Below are 20,018 nucleotides of genomic sequence, written 5' to 3'. Positions count from 1 at the left end.
GAGGTCATAGGCTGGGCTTATGCCCCGTCCTCCGTCCACGCCCTCCTCCCTGCCCCACCGGGTCCCCGACCTGGGAGCCATGGTCCTGCTGCTCGCCGTCGCGCGGCACGGGAGCCTGGGCAGGGCGGCGCGGGACGTCGGCATCAGCCAGCCCGCCGCCTCCGGCCGCATCCGGTCGATGGAGCGGCAGCTGGGCGTCGCGCTCCTGGACCGCTCGCCGCGCGGCTCCCGGCTGACCGACGCGGGCGCCCTCGTCACCGACTGGGCGCGCAGGGTCGTCGAGGCCGCCGAGGCGTTCGACGCCGGAGCCCAGGCGCTGCGGGACCGGCGTGACTCCCGGCTGCGGGTCGCCGCGAGCATGACCATCGCGGAGTACCTGCTGCCCGGCTGGCTGATAGCGCTCCGGGCCGAGCGCCCCGACACCGCCGTGTCCCTGCTCGCGGGCAACTCCGCGGCGGTCGCCCTGCGCCTGCTGGCCGGCGAGGCCGACCTCGGCTTCGTCGAGGGGCTCTCGACACCGGAAGGGCTCGACGGCACCGTCATCGCGCACGACCGGCTCGTCGTCGTGGTCGCCCCCTCCCACCCCTGGGCGCGCCGGGCCAGGCTGACCCCGGGGGAACTCGCCGGAACGCCTCTGATCCTGCGGGAGCACGGCTCGGGTACCCGCCAGGTCCTGGACGCCGCACTCGCGGTGCACGGCGGACTGGCGCGCCCCCTGCTGGAGCTCTCCTCGACCACCGCGGTGAAGGGAGCCGCGGAGAGCGGCGCCGGCCCCTGCGTACTGAGTGAACTCGCGCTGGGCGAGGAGCTGTCCGCGCGGCGTCTGGTCAAGGTCCCGCTCGAGGGCGTGCGGCTGCGCCGTCAGCTGCGCGCGGTCTGGCCCGCCGGGCACCGGCCGGCCGGCCCGGCCCGCGATCTGCTGTCCCTGACCGCGCACCCCTCGGGTCCGGTACGCGGCTGAGGCGCGGCCCGGCGCGTGCCGGAGGCGGGCTCAGACCGTGTTCGCCACCGGGTACGCCACCGTCCTGGCCGCTTCCACCAGGGCCCGCATGATCCGCAGGTCGTCCCCCATCTCGGGGTGCCACTGCACGCCCAGCACCCACTGGGGGCCCGGCAGTTCGACCGCCTCCACCGTGCCGTCCGCCGCGTGAGCCGACGCCGTCAGACCCGGCGCGAGCCGGTCCACGGCCTGGTGGTGGTACGTGGGTACGGACGCCTCCTCGGGGACGAGTGAGGCGCACAGCGTCCCCGGGACGGGCTTCACCGTGTGCTCGCCGAGGACCCCGGCCTTGTCGAACGGGCCCGCGTGGCCGTCCAGATGCTGGATCAGTGTGCCGCCCAGCGCCACGTTGAGGAGCTGCATACCGCGGCAGATGCCCAGCACCGGGGTGCCGCTCGCCCTCGCCGCGCGGAGCAGGGCCACTTCCCAGGTGTCGCGCTCGGGTGCCGGCGGACCCGTCCTGAAATCGCGCTCGGCGCCGTACAGCCCGGGGTCGACATCGGCGCCGCCCGCGATCACGAGACCGTCCACCCTCGCCAGGACGGCTTCGGCCCGCGCCGGGTCGTCCGGCGGCAGCAGTGTGGCCAGTCCGCCGGACCGCTGGACCAGCCGGGGATAGGCGGAGGGGAGCACCGCCGCCGGGAGTTCCCAGACGCCCCAGCGAGCCGCCGGCTCCATGTAGGTCGTGACGCCGATGAGCGGTTCGTGCATGGTGCGGTCCCTCCGGCGGCCGGCCTGCCGGCCGGCCCGGTGCAATGGTGTTGCGTCATACCTTTGTTCGTACCGGGCCACCGCGCAAGAGCAGTGATCCGGAAAGTCGGGATCAAGCCAGGAAGCCCCGGAGCAGAGCGGCCGTCCCGGCGCAGTGCTCGCGCATCACCGCTCGCGCCCCCTCCTCGTCTCCGTCGAGGACCGCTTCGACGAGGGCCGCGTGCTGATGCTGCGAATGTTCGAGGTTCCGCACCAGCAGGGGGATGCAGTCCAGCAGGTCGTTGACGCTCGCGCGCACGGCCGCGTACCGGGCGGCGAGGGAGGGCGACCCGGACAGCTCGGCGAGTGTCAGGTGGAAGAGGGTGTCGATTCTGCGGTAGTCGGGCAGAGGTGCCTCGTGTGTCGCCGCCAGAGCCGTACGCAGCCGCTCCGCCCCCTCGTCGTCGAGGCCGCGCGACGCGCAGAGACCGGCCGCCCCCGACTCCAGGACCTCGCGGAAGAGCAGGACGTCCTCGATGTCCACGTCCGCCACCCGGCGGCGCAGCCCGGCGCCGTCCGCCGGGTCCGGGCGGGGGAGTACGAACGTACCGCCGTACCGGCCGCGTCTGGCCTCGATCAGCCCCTGGTCCTGGAGCACCTTCAGTACCTCGCGCAGGGTGACACGGCTGACGCCGAGGAGCCCGGCCAGCTCGCGCTCGGCCGGCAGCCGCCCACCGCCGGGCACCAGTCCGAGCCGGACGACCTGGAGGATCTGCTCCAGAGCCTCCTCGAAGCCGTTGCCCGCGCGGACCGGCCGCAGCGCGGGCAGCGGCGCGGGCTCCCCGTTCTCTTCCGCCACGTCCGGATTCCCTTCCCTCCAATGGTTTTCTCCCATACCTTAAGCCTTCCGGCTGACCGACCGAGGAGTACCCCGTGGCAGACCGAACACCCCCGCTCCCGGTCGAGGAGTTGCGCGCGCTCGTCGCGAGCGGTGAGATCGACACCGTCGTCCTCGCCTTCACCGACATGCAGGGCCGACTGCAGGGCAAACGGTTCGCGGCGTCCTTCTTCCTCGGCGAGGTGCTGGAACACGGCACGGAGGGCTGCAACTACCTGCTCGCCGTCGACACGGACATGAACACCGTCGACGGATTCGCGATGTCCTCCTGGTCCAACGGCTACGGCGACTTCGCGATGCGCCCCGACCTCACGACCCTGCGCCGGATCCCCTGGCACGAAGGGACGGCCCTCGTCACGGCCGATCTCTCCTGGGACGACGGCTCACCGGTCGCCGCCTCGCCCCGCCAGATCCTCCGGCGGCAGCTGGAGCGGCTCGCCGCCCACGGACTGACCGCCCACGTCGGCACCGAACTCGAATTCATCGTCTTCAAGGACACCTACGAGCAGGCATGGGACCGCGACTACCGCGGCCTCACCCCGGCCAACCAGTACAACATCGACTACTCCGTCCTCGGCACCGGCCGCGTCGAGCCGCTGCTGCGCCGCATCCGCAACGAGATGGCCGCCGCCGGGCTCACCGTCGAGTCGGCCAAGGGCGAGTGCAACCCCGGCCAGCACGAGATCGTCTTCCGCTACGACGAGGCCCTCGTCACCTGCGACCAGCACGCCGTCTACAAGACAGGTTCCAAGGAGATCGCCGCCCAGGAAGGCGTCTCGCTCACCTTCATGGCCAAGTTCGACGAGCGTGAGGGCAACTCCTGCCACATACACCTCTCGCTCCAGGACGCCGCGGGACACAGCGTCATGGCGGGCGAGGACGGCACGATGTCCCCCGTGATGCGGCGGTTCCTCGCGGGCCAGCTCGCCGCCCTGCGCGACTTCTCCCTGCTGTACGCGCCGAACATCAACTCCTACAAACGGTTCCAGCCCGGCTCCTTCGCCCCGACCGCCGTCGCCTGGGGGCACGACAACCGCACCTGCGCCCTCCGCGTCGTCGGACACGGCCGCTCGATGCGCTTCGAGAACCGGCTGCCCGGCGGCGACGTCAACCCCTACCTCGCGGTCGCCGGCCTCGTCGCCGCCGGACTCCACGGCATCGAACACGAACTGGAACTCCCCGACGCCTGCGAGGGCAACGCCTACACCGCCGGATACGACCGGATCCCCGCCACCCTCCGCGAAGCCGCCGACCTCTGGGAGAGCAGCGACATGGCAAGGGAAGCCTTCGGCGACGACGTCGTCGCCCACTACCGCACCATGGCACGCGTCGAACTGGAGGCCTTCGACGCAGCGGTGACCGACTGGGAGCTCCGCCGCTCCTTCGAACGCCTGTGAGGCACCCCGTGGTCCACGAACACCGTGTCCTGAACCCGGCGACCGAAGAGCTCGTCGCCACCGTCCCCGCCACCACCGCCGCCGATGTCGCCACCGCGGTCGTCCGCGCCGCCGCGGCCCAGCGCACCTGGGCCGCAGCGGCCCCCGCCGACCGAGCCCGGCTGCTGCGTCGCTTCGCCGTCCTCGTCGACGAACAGGCCGAACACCTGGCCCAGCTGGAGGTCACCGAGGCCGGACACACCCTGGGCAACGCCCGCTGGGAGGCCGCCAACGTCCGGGACCTGCTGGACTACGCAGCCGGCGGAGTGGAACGCCTGACCGGGCGCCAGATCCCCGTACCGGGAGGGATCGACCTCACGCTCCTCGAACCGCTGGGCGTCGTCGGTGTGATCGCCCCGTGGAACTTCCCCATGCCCATCGCCGCATGGGGCGCCGCCCCCGCCCTCGCGGCCGGCAACGCCGTCCTCCTCAAACCCGCCGAGACCACCCCGCTCACCGCACTGCACCTGGCCCGGCTCGCTCTGGAGGCGGGCCTCCCCGAGCACCTCTTCCAGGTGCTGCCAGGTGCGGGGGACGTGGCGGGCAACGCGCTCGTCGAACACCCCGGGGTAGCCAAGATCGTCTTCACGGGATCCACCCGGGTCGGCAAACGGATCATGGCCGGATGCGCGGACCGGGTGAAGCGGCTGACCCTCGAACTCGGCGGCAAGAGCCCCAACATCGTCTTCGCCGACGCCGACATCGAGGCCGCGGCCGCCGCCGCGCCCATGTCCTTCCTGGACAACGCGGGCCAGGACTGCTGCGCCCGCAGCCGCATCCTGGTCCAGCGGTCCGCGTACGACCGTTTTCTGGAGCTCCTCGTCCCGGCGGTCGCCTCCGTCGTCGTGGGGGACCCGTCCGACGAGAGGACCCAGATGGGCCCGCTGATCTCCCGGACCCAGCTGGAGCGCGTCCGCGGCTACGTCCCCGGCACCGCCGACGGCATCCGGGGCAGCGCCCCCACCGGACCCGGCTTCTGGTTCCCGCCGACCGTCCTCACCGGGATCGCCCCCGACGCCCCCGTCGCCACCGAGGAGGTCTTCGGCCCCGTCGCCGTCGTCCTGCCCTTCGAGGACGAGGAGGACGCCGTCCGGCTCGCCAACGCCACCGACCACGGCCTGGCTGGCTCGATCTGGACCCGGGACGTGGGGCGCGCCCTGCGGGTCTCCCAGGCGGTCAGGGCCGGGAACCTGTCCGTCAACTCCCACTCCGCCGTCCGCTACTGGACCCCGTTCGGCGGGTACAAACAGTCCGGGCTCGGCCGTGAACTGGGGCCCGACGCCCTTGCGGCCTTCACCGAAACCAAGAACGTCTTCATCGGCACGGAGGCCTGAGAACACATGACCACCGACTCCGGAAACATCTGCCGCCGGCTGACCGGCCGCACCGCCGTCGTCACCGGGGCGGGCAGCGGCATCGGCCTCGCCACCGCCCGCCGCCTGGCATCGGAAGGCGCGCACGTCGTCTGCGGCGACATCGACGAGACCGCGGGCGCCGCCGCCGCGCAGGAGGTGGGAGGCACCTTCGTACGCGTCGACGTCACCGACCCCGACCAGGTCGACGCGCTCTTCGAGGCGGCGGACGGGACGTACGGCTCCGTCGACATCGCCTTCAACAACGCCGGCATCTCACCGCCCGACGACGACTCCATCCTCACCACCGGCCTGGAGGCATGGAAACGCGTCCAGGACGTCAACCTCACCTCCGTCTACCTCTGCTGCAAGGCCGCCCTGCCCTACATGCGGCGCCAGGGCCGCGGCTCGATCATCAACACCGCCTCCTTCGTCGCCAGGATGGGCGCCGCGACCTCCCAGATCTCCTACACCGCGTCCAAGGGCGGCGTCCTCGCACTCTCCCGCGAACTGGGCGTGCAGTTCGCCCGCGAGGGGATCCGGGTCAACGCCCTGTGCCCCGGGCCCGTCAACACGCCGCTGCTCCAGGAGCTGTTCGCCACGGACCCGGAGCGGGCCGCCCGCAGGCTCGTCCACATCCCGCTCGGCCGGTTCGCGGAGGCGACGGAGATCGCGGCGGCCGTGGCCTTCCTGGCGAGCGACGACTCCTCGTTCGTCAACGCCACCGATTTCCTCGTCGACGGCGGAATCTCGGGAGCGTACGTGACCCCGCTCGACTGACGCTCCCGGAGAACCGGCCCCGATCGGCGACGCCCGGGGCCGGCGTGGGCAGCACCGTGGCGCCTCGACCCGCCCCTACAGGAAGGCGCGGCCCTCACCGCGGTACGTCGGCACGGTGGCGGTGATCCGCTCACCCTCGATCAGCCGCAGTTCGTCGAAGCGCTCGCACAGCTCACCGGCCTTCGCGTGCCGGAACCACACCTTGTCGCCGATCAGCAGATCGTCCGCGGCGGAACCCAGCAGCGGCGTCTGGACCTCACCGGGGCCCTCCTGCGGGTCGTAGCGCAGCCCCTCGGGCAGGTACGGCACCGGCAGCCGGTCCGCGCCCGCCGCCCCGGACGCCGGATAACCGCCGCCGAGCACCGTCACCACGCCCACGCCCGGCCGCCGCACCACGGGCTGGGCGAACAGCGCCGCCGGACGGCCCGTGAACGAGGTGTAGTTGTCGAACAGCCTCGGTACGTAGAGTCCGGACCCCGCCGCGATCTCGGTCACCGCGGTCTCGGCGGCGGTGTGCTGCACGCTGCCGGTGCCGCCCCCGTTCACGAACTCCAGGCCCGGTGCGACCGCGCGGACCGCCCGCACGGCCTCCGCGCGCCGGGCCGCCAGCTCCCTGCGGGCCGTCGCCTGCATCAGCCGGACCGCGCGCGACCGCAGCGGCCGGCCGGCCACCGAGTCACCCACCCCGGCGACATGGCCCTCGTACGCCATCAGGCCCACCAGCCGGAAGCCCGGCCGGCGCTCCACCGCCCGTGCCATCGAGGCGAGTTGCGCGGGGGAACGGAGCGGGGAGCGCAGCGCGCCGATCCTGACCCGGCCGCCGAGCAGCCGCAACGAGGTGTCCAGCTCCAGGCAGACCCGGATCTCCTCCGCGCCCCCGGCCCGCGCCGCGTCGATCAGCTCCAGCTGCGCGGGATCGTCCACCATGACCGTCACCGCCCCGGCGAGCTTCGGGTCCGCCGCCAGCTCGGCGTACGCGGACCGGTCGGCCGACGGATAGGCCAGCAGGACGTCGTCGAATCCGGCGCGGGCCAGCCAGAGCGACTCCGCGAGGGTGAACGACATGATCCCGGCGAAGCCCGGACGCGCGAGCACCCGCTCCAGCAGGGCACGGCAGCGCACCGATTTGCTCGCCACCCGGATCGGCTTCCCGCCCGCGCGGCGGACCAGATCGTCGGCGTTGGCGTCGAAGGCATCCAGATCGACGACGGCCACCGGGGCGTCGAGATGGGCGGTGGCCCGGTCGTAACGGGTCCGGTCAGCGGCGCGGACAGTCATGGCCGCAGCTTGCCAGACGGCCGTACCACTGGGTAGGGGGACGTTCCGTGCAGATCCGTACCGTGCCCTCCGTACCGTTCCCACCGGGCGCCGTACACCCCGTAGAGTGACGCTCACACGATCGACCGACGGGCCCGTGCGCAACGGCGGTCCGTGGGCCGTACGGGGACGTGGACCAGGGGGGCGGATGAGTACCGAGGCGCAGCGCGCTCCAGTGCCGCCCCGCCCGACCGACCCGCCGGCCGCACCGGGCCACGCCCCCAGGCCGCAGGCGCGGCCCGGGCCGCCGCCCCCGCGCACGGAGGCCGCCCCGCCGGTGGAGACGACGACCCGGCTCCGCCCCGTACCCCCCGCCGCCACCCGGCGCAGGCCGGTCGGTGCCGTGGACCTCACCCCGCGCCCCGGCGCCACCCCCGCCCCTCCCGGCGCGTACTACGCGTACGCCGAGACGCCCGCCGAGACCACCACGCGGCTCCGTCCGGTCAGGGCCGGGCGACCCGTCAGGACCGCGGCCGCGGCGGTCTGCGCCGTGCTCGGCCTCGGGCTCATCGGAGGTGCGGTCACCGGCAGTTGGCTCACCGGCGACTCCGCGGCCGGGCCCGCCGACGCCGACGCGTACACCGTGGGCCGCTCCGCCTGGCACAGCGTGCCCGTGGACCGTCTCTTCCCCCGCACCCTCAAGGGCGACGGCGCGGGCCCGGGAGCCACCGACCGGGTCTGGACCAGGGTCGCCGTCGCGGGCGACAGCGACTGCACGGGGGGTCTGGACCCGCTGCTGATCGAGACGCTCCGCCCGGTCGGCTGCGAACGACTGGTGCGCGCCACCTACACCGACGCCACGCGCAGCAGCGTCACCACCGTCGGCATGGTCTTCACCGAGGCCGGCGCCGAGGCGATGAGCGCTCTCGACACCCGGTTCACCACCGAGCACCTCGCCGGCCGTTCCGACCTGATGCCCCGCACCTACCCGGTCGAGGGCACCGTCGCCGCCGGCTTCGGCGACCGGCAGCGCGCCAGCTGGACGGTGCACGTCCTGTCCGAGCTGCCCGTGGTCACGTTCGCCGTCTCCGGCTTCGCCGACGGCCGCGCGGTACCCGAGCCGCAGCCCGCGGCCGAGGCGATGGTGGCGGGTGCCACGACGGCGACCGCCCAGGCCGGACTGGGACACGAGGCGAAGGGCGTCGCCGACCGCGTGGAGCGCACCCTGCGCAGGACCGTCACGGACCTCACGGAGAAGCCGGAATGACCCGTCCCCGCAGGCTGCGGGCGCTCGCCGCCGTGGCCACGGCCACCGCTCTCGCGCTGCTGCCCGCCGTCCCCGCCCACGCGGACGCCATCCGCGACCAGCAGTGGGGCCTGGACGCCCTGCACACCGACACGGCCTGGCAGACCACGAAGGGCAAGGGCGTCACGGTCGCCGTCCTGGACACCGGGGTCGACGACGTCCACCCCGACCTGGCGGGGCAGGTGCTCCCGGGCAAGGACCTCATAGGCTTCGGCGCCGAACGCGGCGACCGTTCCTGGGCCCTGCACGGCACCGCGATGGCCGGCATCATCGCGGGCCGCGGTAACGGCCCCTCCAGGGCCGACGGCGTGCTCGGCGTGGCTCCGGAAGCGAAGATCCTGCCGGTGCGGGTGATCCTCGAATCCGGCGACCCGTCGCGCGCCAAGGCCCGTGAGTCACGCGGAACCGCGCTCGCCGACGGCATCCGCTGGGCGGCCGACCAGGGTGCCGACGTCATCAACCTCTCCCTCGGGGACGACAGCGAATCGGCCCATCCGGAGCCGGGCGAGGACGCCGCCGTGCAGTACGCCCTCGGCAAGGGCGTCGTGGTCGTGGCCTCCGCGGGCAACAGCGGGGAGAAGGGCGACCGCATCTCCTATCCCGCCGCCTACCCCGGAGTGATCGCCGCCGCGGCCGTCGACGAGTACGGCACGCACGCCTCGTTCTCCACCCGCCGCTGGTACGCCACCGTCAGCGCGCCCGGTGTCGACATCGTCGTCGCCAACCCCGACCGGCACTACTACATCGAGTGGGGAACGTCCGCCGCGTCGGCGTTCGTCTCCGGGGCCGTGGCCCTCGTACGCGCCGCGCACCCGGGCCTCTCCCCGGCGCAGATCAAGACCCTGCTCGCGGACACCGCCGGCGACGCCCCCTCGGGCGGCCGTGACGACGCCAGGGGTTACGGCATGGTCGACCCGGCCGCCGCGATCGAGGCGGGGGCGAAGCTGAGCCCCGAGGGTCTGGACGCCCGGTCCACCGAGTCGGGGCACCGTGCCGAGTACTTCGGCTCCGGTCCCACCCCCCAGCGGGACGAGGGCGGTCCGGCCGGCTGGCTGGCCCCCTCGGCGGGCGGGCTCGGCGCCGTCCTCCTCGGCTTGGCCGTGGTGCTGTGGCGGGGCAGGGGCACCGGCGGCAGGAACGGCGGCGGGAACCCCGCGGCCGGATACCACCCGTTCCCCACCGGCCCCCTGCGCTGACCCGGATCAGCCTGTTCCGGCCCCCGCGCCGACCACACCGACCGCCGCCCTCGCGACGGACTCGACGAGCGAGATCCCCGCCTCCTTGGTCGCGTGCCCGCGCGACACCACCGCCACCAGCACGGTGCGTCCTCCGCTCTCCACCCGCCCGATGCTGTTGACGTCCCAGAGCCCGGTCGTGGTCCGGGGCATCCAGCCGTTCTTGAGTACCGCGCCGGTGCCCGCCGCCGACACCCCCCACCGCTGATCCGCCTGGACCCGGCCCATCAGCTCCGTCAGATACGCGCGTGAGTCCGCCGACAGCTCGGAATCCGCTCCGAACACCGCCTCCAGCAGCAGCACCTGGTCGGCTGCCGTGGTCCGGGTGAGTCCCCACGCGTGGGCGGCCACCGTCGCCGTCAGCCCCAGCCGTTCGTTGGCCGCGTCGAGGCCCTCCTCGCCGCCGACCACCTTGAGCAGCTCGGTGGCCGAGGTGTTGTCGCTGCACCGGATCATGGCCTCCGCGTACGCGTGCTCGGCGCCGCTCAGCTCCCGGCCCTCGTCCTGCGCCAGGAGCAGCAGCGCCGCCAGGATGTCGACCTTGACGATGCTGGCGGTGTCGTACGCCCCGTCCCCGTACGCGGCATCCGTGCCGCTCTCCGTGTCCAGCACGGCCACCGACACATCGGCACCTTCCACCAGGGGCGCCAGCGCGTCGGCCAGCTCCACGTCGAGATCCATCCCGGCCTCCTCGCTCCGGCCCGCCGCGGCCGACGGGCTCGACGCGGACGATACGTCCGCCGCCCCGGGCACGGGGCGGGGCACGGCCCTCGCACCGGGGCCGACCTGTCGCCCAGGTGGGAGAACCGGTCCACTACGCTCGTCGTGTGGAGCTCAAGAACATCCCGGACCCCGGTTTCTCCGACGACGACGGCACCGCCTCGCCCGAACTCACGGCGGCCCTCGCCGCATGGGCCGCGGACCGGACGGCCGTGGGCCCGGTCCTCGCGGCGCTCCGTGACGCCCGGCTGCTCGTGCCGGTCGTCGCCGTCCTCGGTGAGGTCGAGGAGGGGCACGAAGCCCACGAGGAGGGGCACGGCGGGCGACGGGGGAGCGGGCTGCGCCGCGAGAAGACCAGCGACATGGCGGTGCCGACCCTCCAGGCCGGTGACCGACGCGCCCTGCCCGCCTTCACCTCCACCGCCTCGCTGGCCCGCTGGGACCCGCAGGCGCGCCCCGTCGCCGTACCCCTGCACCAGGCGTTGCAGGCGGCCGCGCACGAGAAGGCGGACACGGTGGTGCTGGACCTGGCGGGGCCCGTGGCCTTCGAGCTGACCGGGCCGGCGCTGCTGGCCCTGGCCGAGAACCGCGTCGGCGTGGACCCGCTCGACGACCCCGCCGTCGTCGCCGCGGTGCGGGAGGCGGTCGCCGCCGAGCCCGCGGTGCTGCGCGCCCACCTCGGCCCCGGCGCTGCCGACGGCACCCTCGCCCTCGTCCTCGCCCCGGACGCGGTGGTCGCGGACGCCGCCCGCCGGGTCGCCGACGCGCTCTCGACCAGCGAGGTGCTGCGCGCCAGGCTGGTGCGCGGGCTCGATCTGGCAGTGCTCCCGGCAGGCGCTGAGGCCCCGGGCGAGCCGCTGTTCAGCCGCTGACACGCAGGAGCCCGCCACCTGTCGTGGGCGGCGGGCTCGGGCTGGAAGGGCGCGGGGCGGTCAGCCGTAGACAGGACCGGTGTACTTCTCGCCCGGGCCCTGGCCGGGCTCGTCCGGCACGAGCGAGGCCTCGCGGAAGGCCAACTGCAGCGACTTGAGGCCGTCGCGCAGCGGCGAGGCGTGGAACGTGCTGATCTCGGTGGCGCTCGCGTCGAGCAGCCCGGCCAGTGCCTGGACCAGCTTGCGCGCCTCGTCCAGGTCCTTGTGCTGCTCGCCCTCCTCGGTCAGGCCGAGCTTCACGGCTGCCGCGCTCATCAGGTTGACGGCGACGGTCACGATCACCTCGACCGCGGGAACCTCCGCGATGTCGCGGGCCATGTCGTCGAAGCCGGGGTTCTCGGTGCTGGGGGTGGTCGCGTCGCTCATGCACCACACGATAAGGCCACGTCGGCGCGGTTCCTGCTGCGGGAGCCGTCCGGGCAGCGGGTTAGCCGTAGCCCCGGGGAGCTGCTAACCTTGTGTAACGACCGGCCGGACACCTATGTGACCGGCCCACAAGTGGAGGCTCCGATCTCCCACCTGACCGTCCTCAGGGACGGCGGGTCACCGGTCAGGTGGCAGCCATCGTTCCGTACGGACGATGGGGCCGCCCGATTGCGCCCCGCGGTTGCACGCGGCGGTGTTCCGGTAGTTCCAGGAGCCCCGCATGTGTCCCGTCCGGGGCATTTCTGCTTTCCGGCTCGGTTGGTCATACATAAGACGTTACGCGGCTGTCCGCCAGGCGGTCGCGTGGTGCTACCGAGGAGGATCCATCAGCGCCGAGCCCCGCATCAACGACCGGATTCGCGTTCCCGAGGTGCGACTTGTCGGTCCCAGCGGCGAGCAGGTCGGGATTGTTCCGCTTGCCAAGGCCCTGGAACTCGCACAGGAGTACGACCTCGACCTGGTCGAGGTGGCGGCGACAGCCCGTCCCCCCGTGTGCAAGCTCATGGACTACGGGAAGTTCAAGTACGAGTCGGCCATGAAGGCCCGTGAGGCGCGCAAGAACCAGGCGCACACGGTCATCAAGGAAATGAAGCTCCGGCCGAAGATCGACCCGCACGACTACGACACCAAGAAGGGTCACGTCGTCCGGTTCCTCAAGCAGGGGGACAAGGTCAAGATCACGATCATGTTCCGCGGTCGTGAGCAGTCCCGCCCCGAGCTGGGCTTCCGACTGCTCCAGCGTCTCGCTTCGGATGTCGAGGACCTCGGCTTCATCGAGTCCAACCCGAAGCAGGACGGCCGGAACATGATCATGGTTCTGGGCCCGCACAAGAAGAAGACCGAAGCCATGGCCGAAGCCCGCGAGGCCCAGGCCGCCCGTAAGGCGGAGCGCCAGGGATACACCCCTGACGCCGAGTCCGAGGGTGAGACCGCTGAGGCCCCCGCCGCAGCGGCCGAGGCTCCGGCAGAGGCTCCGGCCGAGACACCTTCCGAGGCGTGACCTCCGGGGGTCGCCACCCAGGCGCCCCCGGGTCCCCCGGAAACCACCCAGAGATCTGACGCCCCTGCAGTCCGGTGCCCGCACCGTGAGGGGCGCCACTGACGAGGAGATAACGGCGCGATGCCGAAGAACAAGACGCACAGCGGTGCCAGCAAGCGCTTCAAGATCACCGGCTCCGGCAAGGTGCTCCGCGAGAAGGCCGGCAAGCGCCACCTGCTCGAGCACAAGTCGTCCAAGAAGACCCGCTCGCTGACCGGCACGGTCGTCGTGGCTCCGGCCGACGCCAAGAAGGTCAAGAAGCTTCTCGGCAAGTGAGGCGCCGCCTCCGGTGAACCCGGAGGCACGACCTCGATCCGACCGGGACCAATTCGTTTCCGGGCCGGGTGAGTCCCCACTGCGACCACCCGACCCCGCTGCAAGGAGTTAAAAGTGGCACGCGTCAAGCGGGCAGTAAACGCCCACAAGAAGCGCCGGGCGATCCTCGAGGCCGCCAGCGGTTACCGCGGTCAGCGTTCGCGCCTGTACCGCAAGGCCAAGGAGCAGGTCACCCACTCCCTGGTCTACAACTACAACGACCGCAAGAAGCGCAAGGGCGACTTCCGTCAGCTCTGGATCCAGCGCATCAACGCGGCCGCCCGCCAGAACGGCATGACGTACAACCGCCTCATCCAGGGTCTGAAGGCCGCCAACATCGAGGTGGACCGCAAGATCCTGGCCGAGCTCGCGGTCAACGACGCCAACGCGTTCGCCGCCCTCGTCGAGGTTGCCCAGAAGGCCCTCCCGAGCGACGTCAACGCCCCGAAGGCCGCCTGACCCAGGCAGCACTTCCGTCGTCACCGGACCCGCAGGCGTGTGCCGTCTGCGGGTCCGGCGCGTTGCACCACGTGTCGCGTACGTAGTCAGCCGTACGCGGAGAAACGTACGCAGAGAAGCTGACTTACGCAGAGAGGCTCGCCGCCGACCATGGGCACCCCCGAACTGATCTCCGCGCGGTCGCCGCGAATCGCCGCCGCACGCCGGCTGGCCAGGCGCAACTTCCGCGGCAAGGAGCGCAGGTTCATCGCCGAGGGACCACAGGCCGTGCGGGAGGCCGCCGCACACCGGGGCGGCGACGGCGAACCCACGCTGACCGAGCTCTTCGCCACCGTCGAGGCGGCCGAGCGGTACGCCGACATCATCGAGGCCGCCGCCGCCGCGGGCGCCCGGGTGCACCTCGCGGACGGCGACGTGCTCGCCGACGTCTCCCAGACCGTCACCCCGCAGGGCCTGATCGGCGTCTGCCGCTTCCTGGACTCGCCCTTCGAGGACATCCTCGCGGCGAAGCCCACGCTGGTCGCCGTCCTCGCCCACGTACGCGACCCCGGGAACGCGGGCACGGTGCTGCGCTGCGCGGACGCGGCGGGAGCGGACGCGGTCGTGCTCACCGACGCCTCCGTGGACCTCTACAACCCCAAGTCGGTCCGGGCCTCCGTCGGCTCGCTCTTCCATCTGCCGGTAGCCGTCGGCGTGCCCGTCGAACAGGCCGTACGAGGGCTCCGTGACGCCGGTGTACGCATCCTGGCGGCCGACGGCGCAGGCGAGGACGACCTCGACGACGAACTCGACGCGGGCACCATGGGCGGACCCACCGCATGGGTGTTCGGAAACGAGGCATGGGGGCTCCCGGAGGAGACACGCGCCCTGGCCGACGCCGTGGTCCGGGTCCCGATCCACGGCAAGGCCGAGAGCCTCAACCTCGCCACCGCCGCCGCCGTGTGCCTCTACGCCTCCGCGCGGGCGCAGCGCCCGCCACGCACCGGCTGATCCCCCCGCGGGGCCGCCCACCGATCGATACCGGCCACCGGGCCTCCGGTGCCCGCCCGGAGGGTGTCGCACGGCTGCTGACGGCTAGTAGGGTGACGGACTCGGGGGCCCACTGCACCGGTTTCGAGAGGTGGGGTACGGGAAAATGGCTGTCGGCATGAGCAGGCCGCGATCGGCACACACGGCCACCGTGCGCGCACTCTCCGAAGGGCCCGGCGCGAGCCGCACCGTCGGAGACCCCACCACGGGCATCGACCCGGACGATCTGCCCGACGGTCTCGTCGTCGCCGACGAGACCGGCACGGTCATCTGCTTCAACGCGGCCGCGGCCCGGATCACCGCCACGCCCGGGGCCGCCGCAATCGGCCGCTCCCTGCACCAGGCACTGCCCCTCGAAGACCTCAAAGGGCGACGCTGGTGGGACCTGACCGACCCGTACGGCGGGCTCGCCATCCGGGTCGGCCAGCCCGAGCGGAACCTGCTGCTCCCCGGCGGCCGTGAGGTCCTGGTCTCCGCCCGCTACGTCCGTGAGGCCCCGACCGGGCCGGTCCGCCGACTCGTCGTCTCGCTGCGCGGCACCGAGGCGCGCCGCCGCACCGAACTCAGCCACGCCGAGCTGATCGCCACCGTCGCCCATGAGCTGCGCTCCCCGCTGACCTCGGTCAAGGGCTTCACCGCCACGCTCCTGGCCAAGTGGGAGAGGTTCACCGACGACCAGAAGCGGCTGATGCTGGAGACCGTCGACGCCGACGCCAACCGCGTCAACCGGCTCATCGCCGAGCTGCTCGACATCTCCCGCATCGACTCCGGCCGGCTGGAGCTGCGCCGGCAGCCCGTGGACGTCTCCGCCGCCGTCGAACGCCACATCCAGGCCCTCACGGCGAACGGCCAGGCGCCCGACCGCTTCCTCGTCCGCACCCGGCAGCCGCTGCCCGACCTCTGGGCCGACCCGGACAAGGTCGACCAGGTGCTCGGCAACCTCCTGGAAAACGCGGTGCGCCACGGCGAGGGAACCGTCACCATTGAGATCGCCCCCGCATCCGCGCCGGGGAAGAGCGACGAGACGGGAACGGCAGTCACCGTGAGCGACGAAGGTCCAGGCATCCCCGAGGAGTCGATGGCCCGCGTCTTCACCCGCTTCTGGCGGGGCAGCAAGCGGGGCGGGACCGGCCTGGGCCTGTACATCGTCAAGGGCATCGTCGAGGCCCACGGCGGCACCATCACGGTCGACCGCGCGCCGGGCGGCGGCGCCGAATTCCGATTTATCCTGCCCGTGAGCGCGCCGGCCTACCTGGTCTAGGCGGCCCACGGGCTTCTTCGCCCACCGGCGGCCCGTAGACTCGACTTTTGGCACCTTTGCGTCCTCAGTCGTCGAACCAGGGTCGCCACCAGCCAATCGGAAGCACGGGAAGAGATGTCGGCACCGAACAAGTCGTACGACCCAGTCGAGGTCGAGGCACTGAAACCGGAAGAGATCGAGCGCATGCGGGACGAGGCGTTCGCCGCCTTCGCCGCCGCAGGCGACCTCGACGCGCTCGCCCAGGCGAAGACCGCGCACACCGGTGGTACCTCGCCCCTGTCGCTCGCCAACCGGGAGATCGGCGCCCTCCCGCCGCAGGCCAAGGCCGAGGCGGGCAAGCGCGTGGGCCAGGCCCGCGGCGCCGTCTCCAAGGCGCTGGCCGCCCGCCAGGCCGAGCTGGAGGCCGAGCGTGACGCCCGGGTGCTGGTCGAGGAGGCGGTGGACGTCACACTGCCCTACGACCGCACCCCGGCCGGTGCGCGCCACCCCCTGACGACCATCATGGAGCGCGTCGCCGACGTCTTCGTCGCCATGGGGTACGAGATCGCCGAGGGCCCCGAGGTCGAGGCGGAGTGGTTCAACTTCGACGCCCTGAACTTCGTGCCCGACCACCCGGCGCGGCAGATGCAGGACACCTTCTTCGTCCAGGGCGCCGACGGTGCCAAGGGTGACGAGTCCGGTGTCGTGCTGCGTACGCACACCTCGCCGGTCCAGGCCCGGTCCCTGCTCAGCCGTAAGCCCCCCGTCTACGTGGTCTGCCCCGGGCGGGTCTACCGCACCGACGAGCTCGACGCCACGCACACCCCGGTCTTCCACCAGATCGAGCTGCTCGCCGTCGACGAGGGCCTCACCATGGCCGATCTCAAGGGCACCCTCGACCACATGGTCCAGGCGCTCTTCGGCCCGGACATGAAGACCCGGCTGCGGCCGAACTTCTTCCCGTTCACCGAGCCGTCCGCCGAGATGGACATGGTCTGCTACGTCTGCCGCGGCGCGTCCGTCGGCAACCCGGACCGCCCCTGCCGCACCTGCGGCAGCGAGGGCTGGATCGAGCTCGGCGGCTGCGGCATGGTCAACCCGAAGGTGCTCGTCGCCTGCGGTGTGGACCCCGAGAAGTACAGCGGATTCGCCTTCGGATTCGGGATCGAGCGGATGCTGATGTTCCGCCACAACGTCGAGGACATGCGAGACATGGTCGAGGGCGACGTCCGGTTCACCCGGCCGTTCGGGATGGAGATCTGATGCGCGTCCCGCTTTCCTGGCTGCGGGAATACGTCGACCTGCCGGCGACGGAGACCGGCCGTGACGTACAGGCCGAGCTCGTCTCTGTCGGCCTCGAGGTCGAGACCGTCGAGCAGACCGGCGCCGGCCTCAAGGGCCCCCTGGTCGTCGGACAGGTCCTGACCATCGAGGAGCTGGAGGGCTTCAAGAAGCCCATCCGCTTCTGCACCGTCGACGTGGGCACCGCCAACGGCACCGGCGAACCGCAGGAGATCGTCTGCGGCGCCCGTAACTTCTCCGTCGGCGACAAGGTCGTCGTGGTCCTCCCGGGCGCCGTGCTGCCCGGCGACTTCGCGATCGCCGCGCGCAAGACGTACGGCAAGACCTCGCACGGCATGATCTGCTCGACCGACGAGCTCGGCATGGGCGACGACGGCACGCACGGCATCATCGTGCTGCCGCCGGAGTTCGAGCCCGGCACCGACGCGATCGAGCTCCTGGAGCTTGTCGACGAGGTCCTCGACATCGCCGTCACACCGGACCGCGGCTACTGCCTCTCGATGCGTGGCGTCGCCCGCGAGACCGCCATCGCGTACGGGCTGCCGCTGCGTGACCCGGCACTCCTCGACGTACCGCCGCCCAACGCGCACGGCTACCCGGTGAAGGTGTCCGACCCGATCGGATGCAGCAACTTCACCGCGCGCACGGTCACCGGCCTGCGGCCCGAGGCACGCTCCCCGATCTGGATGCAGCGCAGGCTGCAGAAGGCCGGGATGCGCACCGTCTCGCTGGCCGTCGACATCACCAACTACGTGATGCTGGAGCTCGGCCAGCCGCTGCACGCCTACGACCGCACTCGCGTCGAGGGGACGATCGGGGTGCGCCGCGCCCAGCAGGGCGAGAAGCTCACCACGCTCGACGGCGCCAAGCGCGTCCTGGACGCCCAGGACCTCGTCATCACCGACGACCGCGGGCCGATCGGCCTCGCGGGTGTCATGGGCGGCGCCGACACCGAGATCGCCGACCACGCCGAGGACACCGGGACCACCGAGGTCGTCATCGAGGCCGCGCACTTCGACGCGATCGCCATCGCCCGGACGGCCCGCCGCCACAAGCTGAGCTCCGAGGCGTCCAAGCGCTTCGAGCGCGGTGTCGACCCGCAGGCCGCGGCCGCCGCCGCACAGCGCACGGTCGACCTGCTGGTCCTCCTCGCGGGCGGCACGGCTGAGGCCGGTGTCACGGAGATCACCGCTCCGTCCGCACCCCGCACCATCGCGATGCCGGCGAACCACCCCGACCGGGTGGCCGGTGTCGCGTACGGCCGCGAGACCGTCGTACGCCGCCTCCAGCAGGTCGGCTGCGACGTCTACGGGCAGGACGAGCTGATCGTCACGGTGCCGTCCTGGCGTCCCGACCTCGCCGAGCCGAACGACCTGGCCGAAGAGGTCATCCGGCTGGAGGGGTACGAGAACCTCCCCTCCACCCTGCCGACACCCCCGTCCGGACGCGGGCTCACCGACCGTCAGCGGCTGCACCGCCGCATCGGCCGGGCGCTCGCCGGAGCCGGTTACGTCGAGGCGCTCAGCTACCCGTTCATCGGTGAAGCCGTCCTCGACCAGCTCGGCCTCGACGAGGACGACGACCGCCGCCGTACGGTCACCCTCGTCAACCCGCTCTCCGACGAGGAGCCGGCGCTGCGCACCACGCTGCTGCCGGGCCTGCTCGGCGCACTGCGGCGCAACGACGGCCGGGGCAGCCACGACCTGGCCCTCTTCGAGACCGGCCTGGTCTTCAGGCCGACCGGTCACGAGACGAAGGCCGTGCGGCTGCCCGTCGACCGCCGTCCCACCGACGAGGAGATCGCCGGGCTGGACGCGGCGCTCCCGCGCCAGCCCCGCCGGGCCGCCGTCGTGCTCGCGGGCGCCCGCGAGCAGGCCGGCTGGTGGGGCAAGGGCCGCCCCGCCGACTGGGCGGACTCCGTCGAGGCGGCGCGCTCCCTCGCCCGTGAGGCGGGCGTCGAGGTGACCGTGCGCGCCGACCGGCACGCCCCGTGGCACCCCGGCCGCTGTGCCGCGCTGTACGTCACGGTCGCCGGTGAGGAGACCCTCTTCGGTCACGCGGGCGAACTGCATCCGCGTGTCGTCAAGGAGCTCCACCTGCCTGAGCGGACCTGCGCCATGGAGGTCGAGCTCGACGTCCTGGAACAGGCCGTCGACGGTGCGCTCCAGGCGCCCCGGATCTCCACCTTCCCGGTGGCGACCCAGGACGTCGCGCTCGTCGTCGCCTCGGACGTGTCCGCCGACGCGGTGGAGAAGGCGCTCCGCGAGGGCGCCGGGGAACTCCTCGAATCGCTGCGCCTGTTCGACGTCTTCACCGGTGAGCAGATCGGTGAGGGCAAGAAGTCCCTGGCGTACGCGCTGCGGTTCCGTGCCCCGGACCGCACGCTGACCGTCGAGGAGGCCTCCGCGGCCCGCGACACCGCAGTCGCCCTGGCCACCGAGCGCACCGGCGCGGTGCTGCGCGGCGCGTAGCCGTCAGCGAAGGTGAGAAGGGGCGTATCCGGCCACCGGATGCTGTTGGCGAATGCCCCTTCGTCGTGACGTCGGCCTGATCCATCTCGTTGGTGGGTCAGGCCGACGTTGTGTTTGGGGTGGGCAGATGT

Annotated in this window: 19 protein-coding genes; 14 read left to right on the top strand and 5 right to left on the bottom strand. The window is 72.5% G+C overall.

Annotation, left to right across the window (positions count from 1 at the left end; translation table 11 throughout):
* The first annotated feature begins 19 nt into the window (after positions 1-19).
* On the top strand, positions 20-961 hold the full coding sequence (locus tag ABT001_RS28085; protein WP_351282991.1) for a LysR family transcriptional regulator: 942 nt from the start codon (positions 20-22) through the stop codon (positions 959-961).
* A gap of 30 nt (positions 962-991) precedes the next feature.
* On the opposite strand, the gene ABT001_RS28080 is transcribed toward ABT001_RS28085, so the two are convergent.
* The gene (locus ABT001_RS28080; RefSeq protein WP_351282988.1) at positions 992-1,711 is read right to left on the bottom strand and encodes a gamma-glutamyl-gamma-aminobutyrate hydrolase family protein; all 720 of its coding nucleotides are present in this window, start codon (positions 1,709-1,711) and stop codon (positions 992-994) included.
* A 112-nt stretch (positions 1,712-1,823) separates the two neighbouring features.
* On the bottom strand, positions 1,824-2,585 hold the full coding sequence (locus ABT001_RS28075) for a FadR/GntR family transcriptional regulator (RefSeq protein WP_502967540.1): 762 nt from the start codon (positions 2,583-2,585) through the stop codon (positions 1,824-1,826).
* 38 nt (positions 2,586-2,623) lie between these two features.
* Here ABT001_RS28075 and ABT001_RS28070 point away from each other — a divergent pair, with 38 nt between their 5' ends.
* From ABT001_RS28070 to ABT001_RS28060, 3 genes are read left to right on the top strand one after another with little or no spacing between them, the layout of a single operon-like run.
* Positions 2,624-3,985 (top strand): glutamine synthetase family protein, encoded by a 1,362-nt coding sequence (locus ABT001_RS28070; RefSeq protein ID WP_351282983.1) that lies wholly within the window; start codon positions 2,624-2,626, stop codon positions 3,983-3,985.
* Between the two features lie 8 nt (positions 3,986-3,993).
* A complete protein-coding gene (locus ABT001_RS28065; RefSeq protein WP_351282980.1) occupies positions 3,994-5,358 on the top strand; it encodes an aldehyde dehydrogenase family protein in 1,365 nt (454 codons plus the stop codon).
* A gap of 6 nt (positions 5,359-5,364) precedes the next feature.
* A complete protein-coding gene (locus tag ABT001_RS28060) occupies positions 5,365-6,156 on the top strand; it encodes a 3-oxoacyl-ACP reductase (protein WP_351282977.1) in 792 nt (263 codons plus the stop codon).
* A 75-nt stretch (positions 6,157-6,231) separates the two neighbouring features.
* Here the strand turns inward: ABT001_RS28060 and ABT001_RS28055 are convergent, their stop codons facing one another.
* Complete coding sequence (locus ABT001_RS28055; RefSeq protein ID WP_351282975.1) at positions 6,232-7,434, bottom strand: amino acid deaminase/aldolase; 1,203 nt, start codon at positions 7,432-7,434, stop codon at positions 6,232-6,234.
* 382 nt (positions 7,435-7,816) lie between these two features.
* Here ABT001_RS28055 and ABT001_RS28050 point away from each other — a divergent pair, with 382 nt between their 5' ends.
* Both ABT001_RS28050 and mycP read left to right on the top strand, forming a co-directional pair.
* A complete protein-coding gene (locus tag ABT001_RS28050) occupies positions 7,817-8,680 on the top strand; it encodes a hypothetical protein (protein WP_351283091.1) in 864 nt (287 codons plus the stop codon).
* Complete coding sequence (mycP, locus tag ABT001_RS28045; protein ID WP_351282972.1) at positions 8,677-9,915, top strand: type VII secretion-associated serine protease mycosin; 1,239 nt, start codon at positions 8,677-8,679, stop codon at positions 9,913-9,915. The genes ABT001_RS28050 and mycP overlap by 4 nt, the downstream gene beginning before the upstream one ends.
* Before the next feature lie 6 nt (positions 9,916-9,921).
* Here the strand turns inward: mycP and ABT001_RS28040 are convergent, their stop codons facing one another.
* On the bottom strand, positions 9,922-10,635 hold the full coding sequence (locus ABT001_RS28040; protein WP_502967539.1) for a serine hydrolase: 714 nt from the start codon (positions 10,633-10,635) through the stop codon (positions 9,922-9,924).
* A 146-nt stretch (positions 10,636-10,781) separates the two neighbouring features.
* On the opposite strand from ABT001_RS28040, the gene ABT001_RS28035 reads away from it, so the two are divergent.
* Positions 10,782-11,546: an SseB family protein gene (locus tag ABT001_RS28035; protein WP_351282970.1), complete on the top strand. Its 765-nt coding sequence runs from the start codon at positions 10,782-10,784 to the stop codon at positions 11,544-11,546.
* Positions 11,547-11,606: 60 nt separating this feature from the next.
* Here ABT001_RS28035 and ABT001_RS28030 read toward each other — a convergent pair whose 3' ends face one another.
* The gene (locus ABT001_RS28030) at positions 11,607-11,972 is read right to left on the bottom strand and encodes a DUF1844 domain-containing protein (protein WP_031097477.1); all 366 of its coding nucleotides are present in this window, start codon (positions 11,970-11,972) and stop codon (positions 11,607-11,609) included.
* Between the two features lie 280 nt (positions 11,973-12,252).
* Here ABT001_RS28030 and infC point away from each other — a divergent pair, with 280 nt between their 5' ends.
* From infC to pheT, 7 genes are all read left to right on the top strand, one after another.
* Complete coding sequence (infC, locus tag ABT001_RS28025) at positions 12,253-13,032, top strand: translation initiation factor IF-3 (protein WP_351282968.1); 780 nt, start codon at positions 12,253-12,255, stop codon at positions 13,030-13,032.
* A 120-nt stretch (positions 13,033-13,152) separates the two neighbouring features.
* Positions 13,153-13,347 carry a 50S ribosomal protein L35 gene (rpmI, locus tag ABT001_RS28020; protein ID WP_099176763.1) on the top strand — a complete coding sequence of 65 codons (195 nt, stop codon included), beginning with the start codon at positions 13,153-13,155 and terminating at the stop codon, positions 13,345-13,347.
* A gap of 114 nt (positions 13,348-13,461) precedes the next feature.
* Entirely contained in the window at positions 13,462-13,845 is a 384-nt protein-coding gene (rplT, locus tag ABT001_RS28015; RefSeq protein ID WP_003970214.1) for a 50S ribosomal protein L20, read from the top strand.
* A 150-nt stretch (positions 13,846-13,995) separates the two neighbouring features.
* Positions 13,996-14,835, top strand: a complete 840-nt coding sequence (locus ABT001_RS28010; protein WP_351282964.1) for a TrmH family RNA methyltransferase — start codon at positions 13,996-13,998, stop codon at positions 14,833-14,835.
* A 145-nt stretch (positions 14,836-14,980) separates the two neighbouring features.
* A complete protein-coding gene (locus tag ABT001_RS28005) occupies positions 14,981-16,135 on the top strand; it encodes a sensor histidine kinase (RefSeq protein WP_351282962.1) in 1,155 nt (384 codons plus the stop codon).
* 114 nt (positions 16,136-16,249) lie between these two features.
* Entirely contained in the window at positions 16,250-17,377 is a 1,128-nt protein-coding gene (gene pheS, locus ABT001_RS28000; RefSeq protein WP_351282959.1) for a phenylalanine--tRNA ligase subunit alpha, read from the top strand.
* Positions 17,377-19,887: a phenylalanine--tRNA ligase subunit beta gene (gene pheT / locus ABT001_RS27995; RefSeq protein WP_351282956.1), complete on the top strand. Its 2,511-nt coding sequence runs from the start codon at positions 17,377-17,379 to the stop codon at positions 19,885-19,887. The genes pheS and pheT overlap by 1 nt, the downstream gene beginning before the upstream one ends.
* Positions 19,888-20,018 lie beyond the last annotated feature (131 nt).

This window comes from Streptomyces sp. NPDC002793, from assembly GCF_040295485.1.
Lineage (GTDB): Bacteria > Actinomycetota > Actinomycetes > Streptomycetales > Streptomycetaceae > Streptomyces.
The sequence above is the reverse complement of the archived record's forward strand: the minus strand, read 5'-3'. Positions and strand labels throughout refer to the sequence as shown.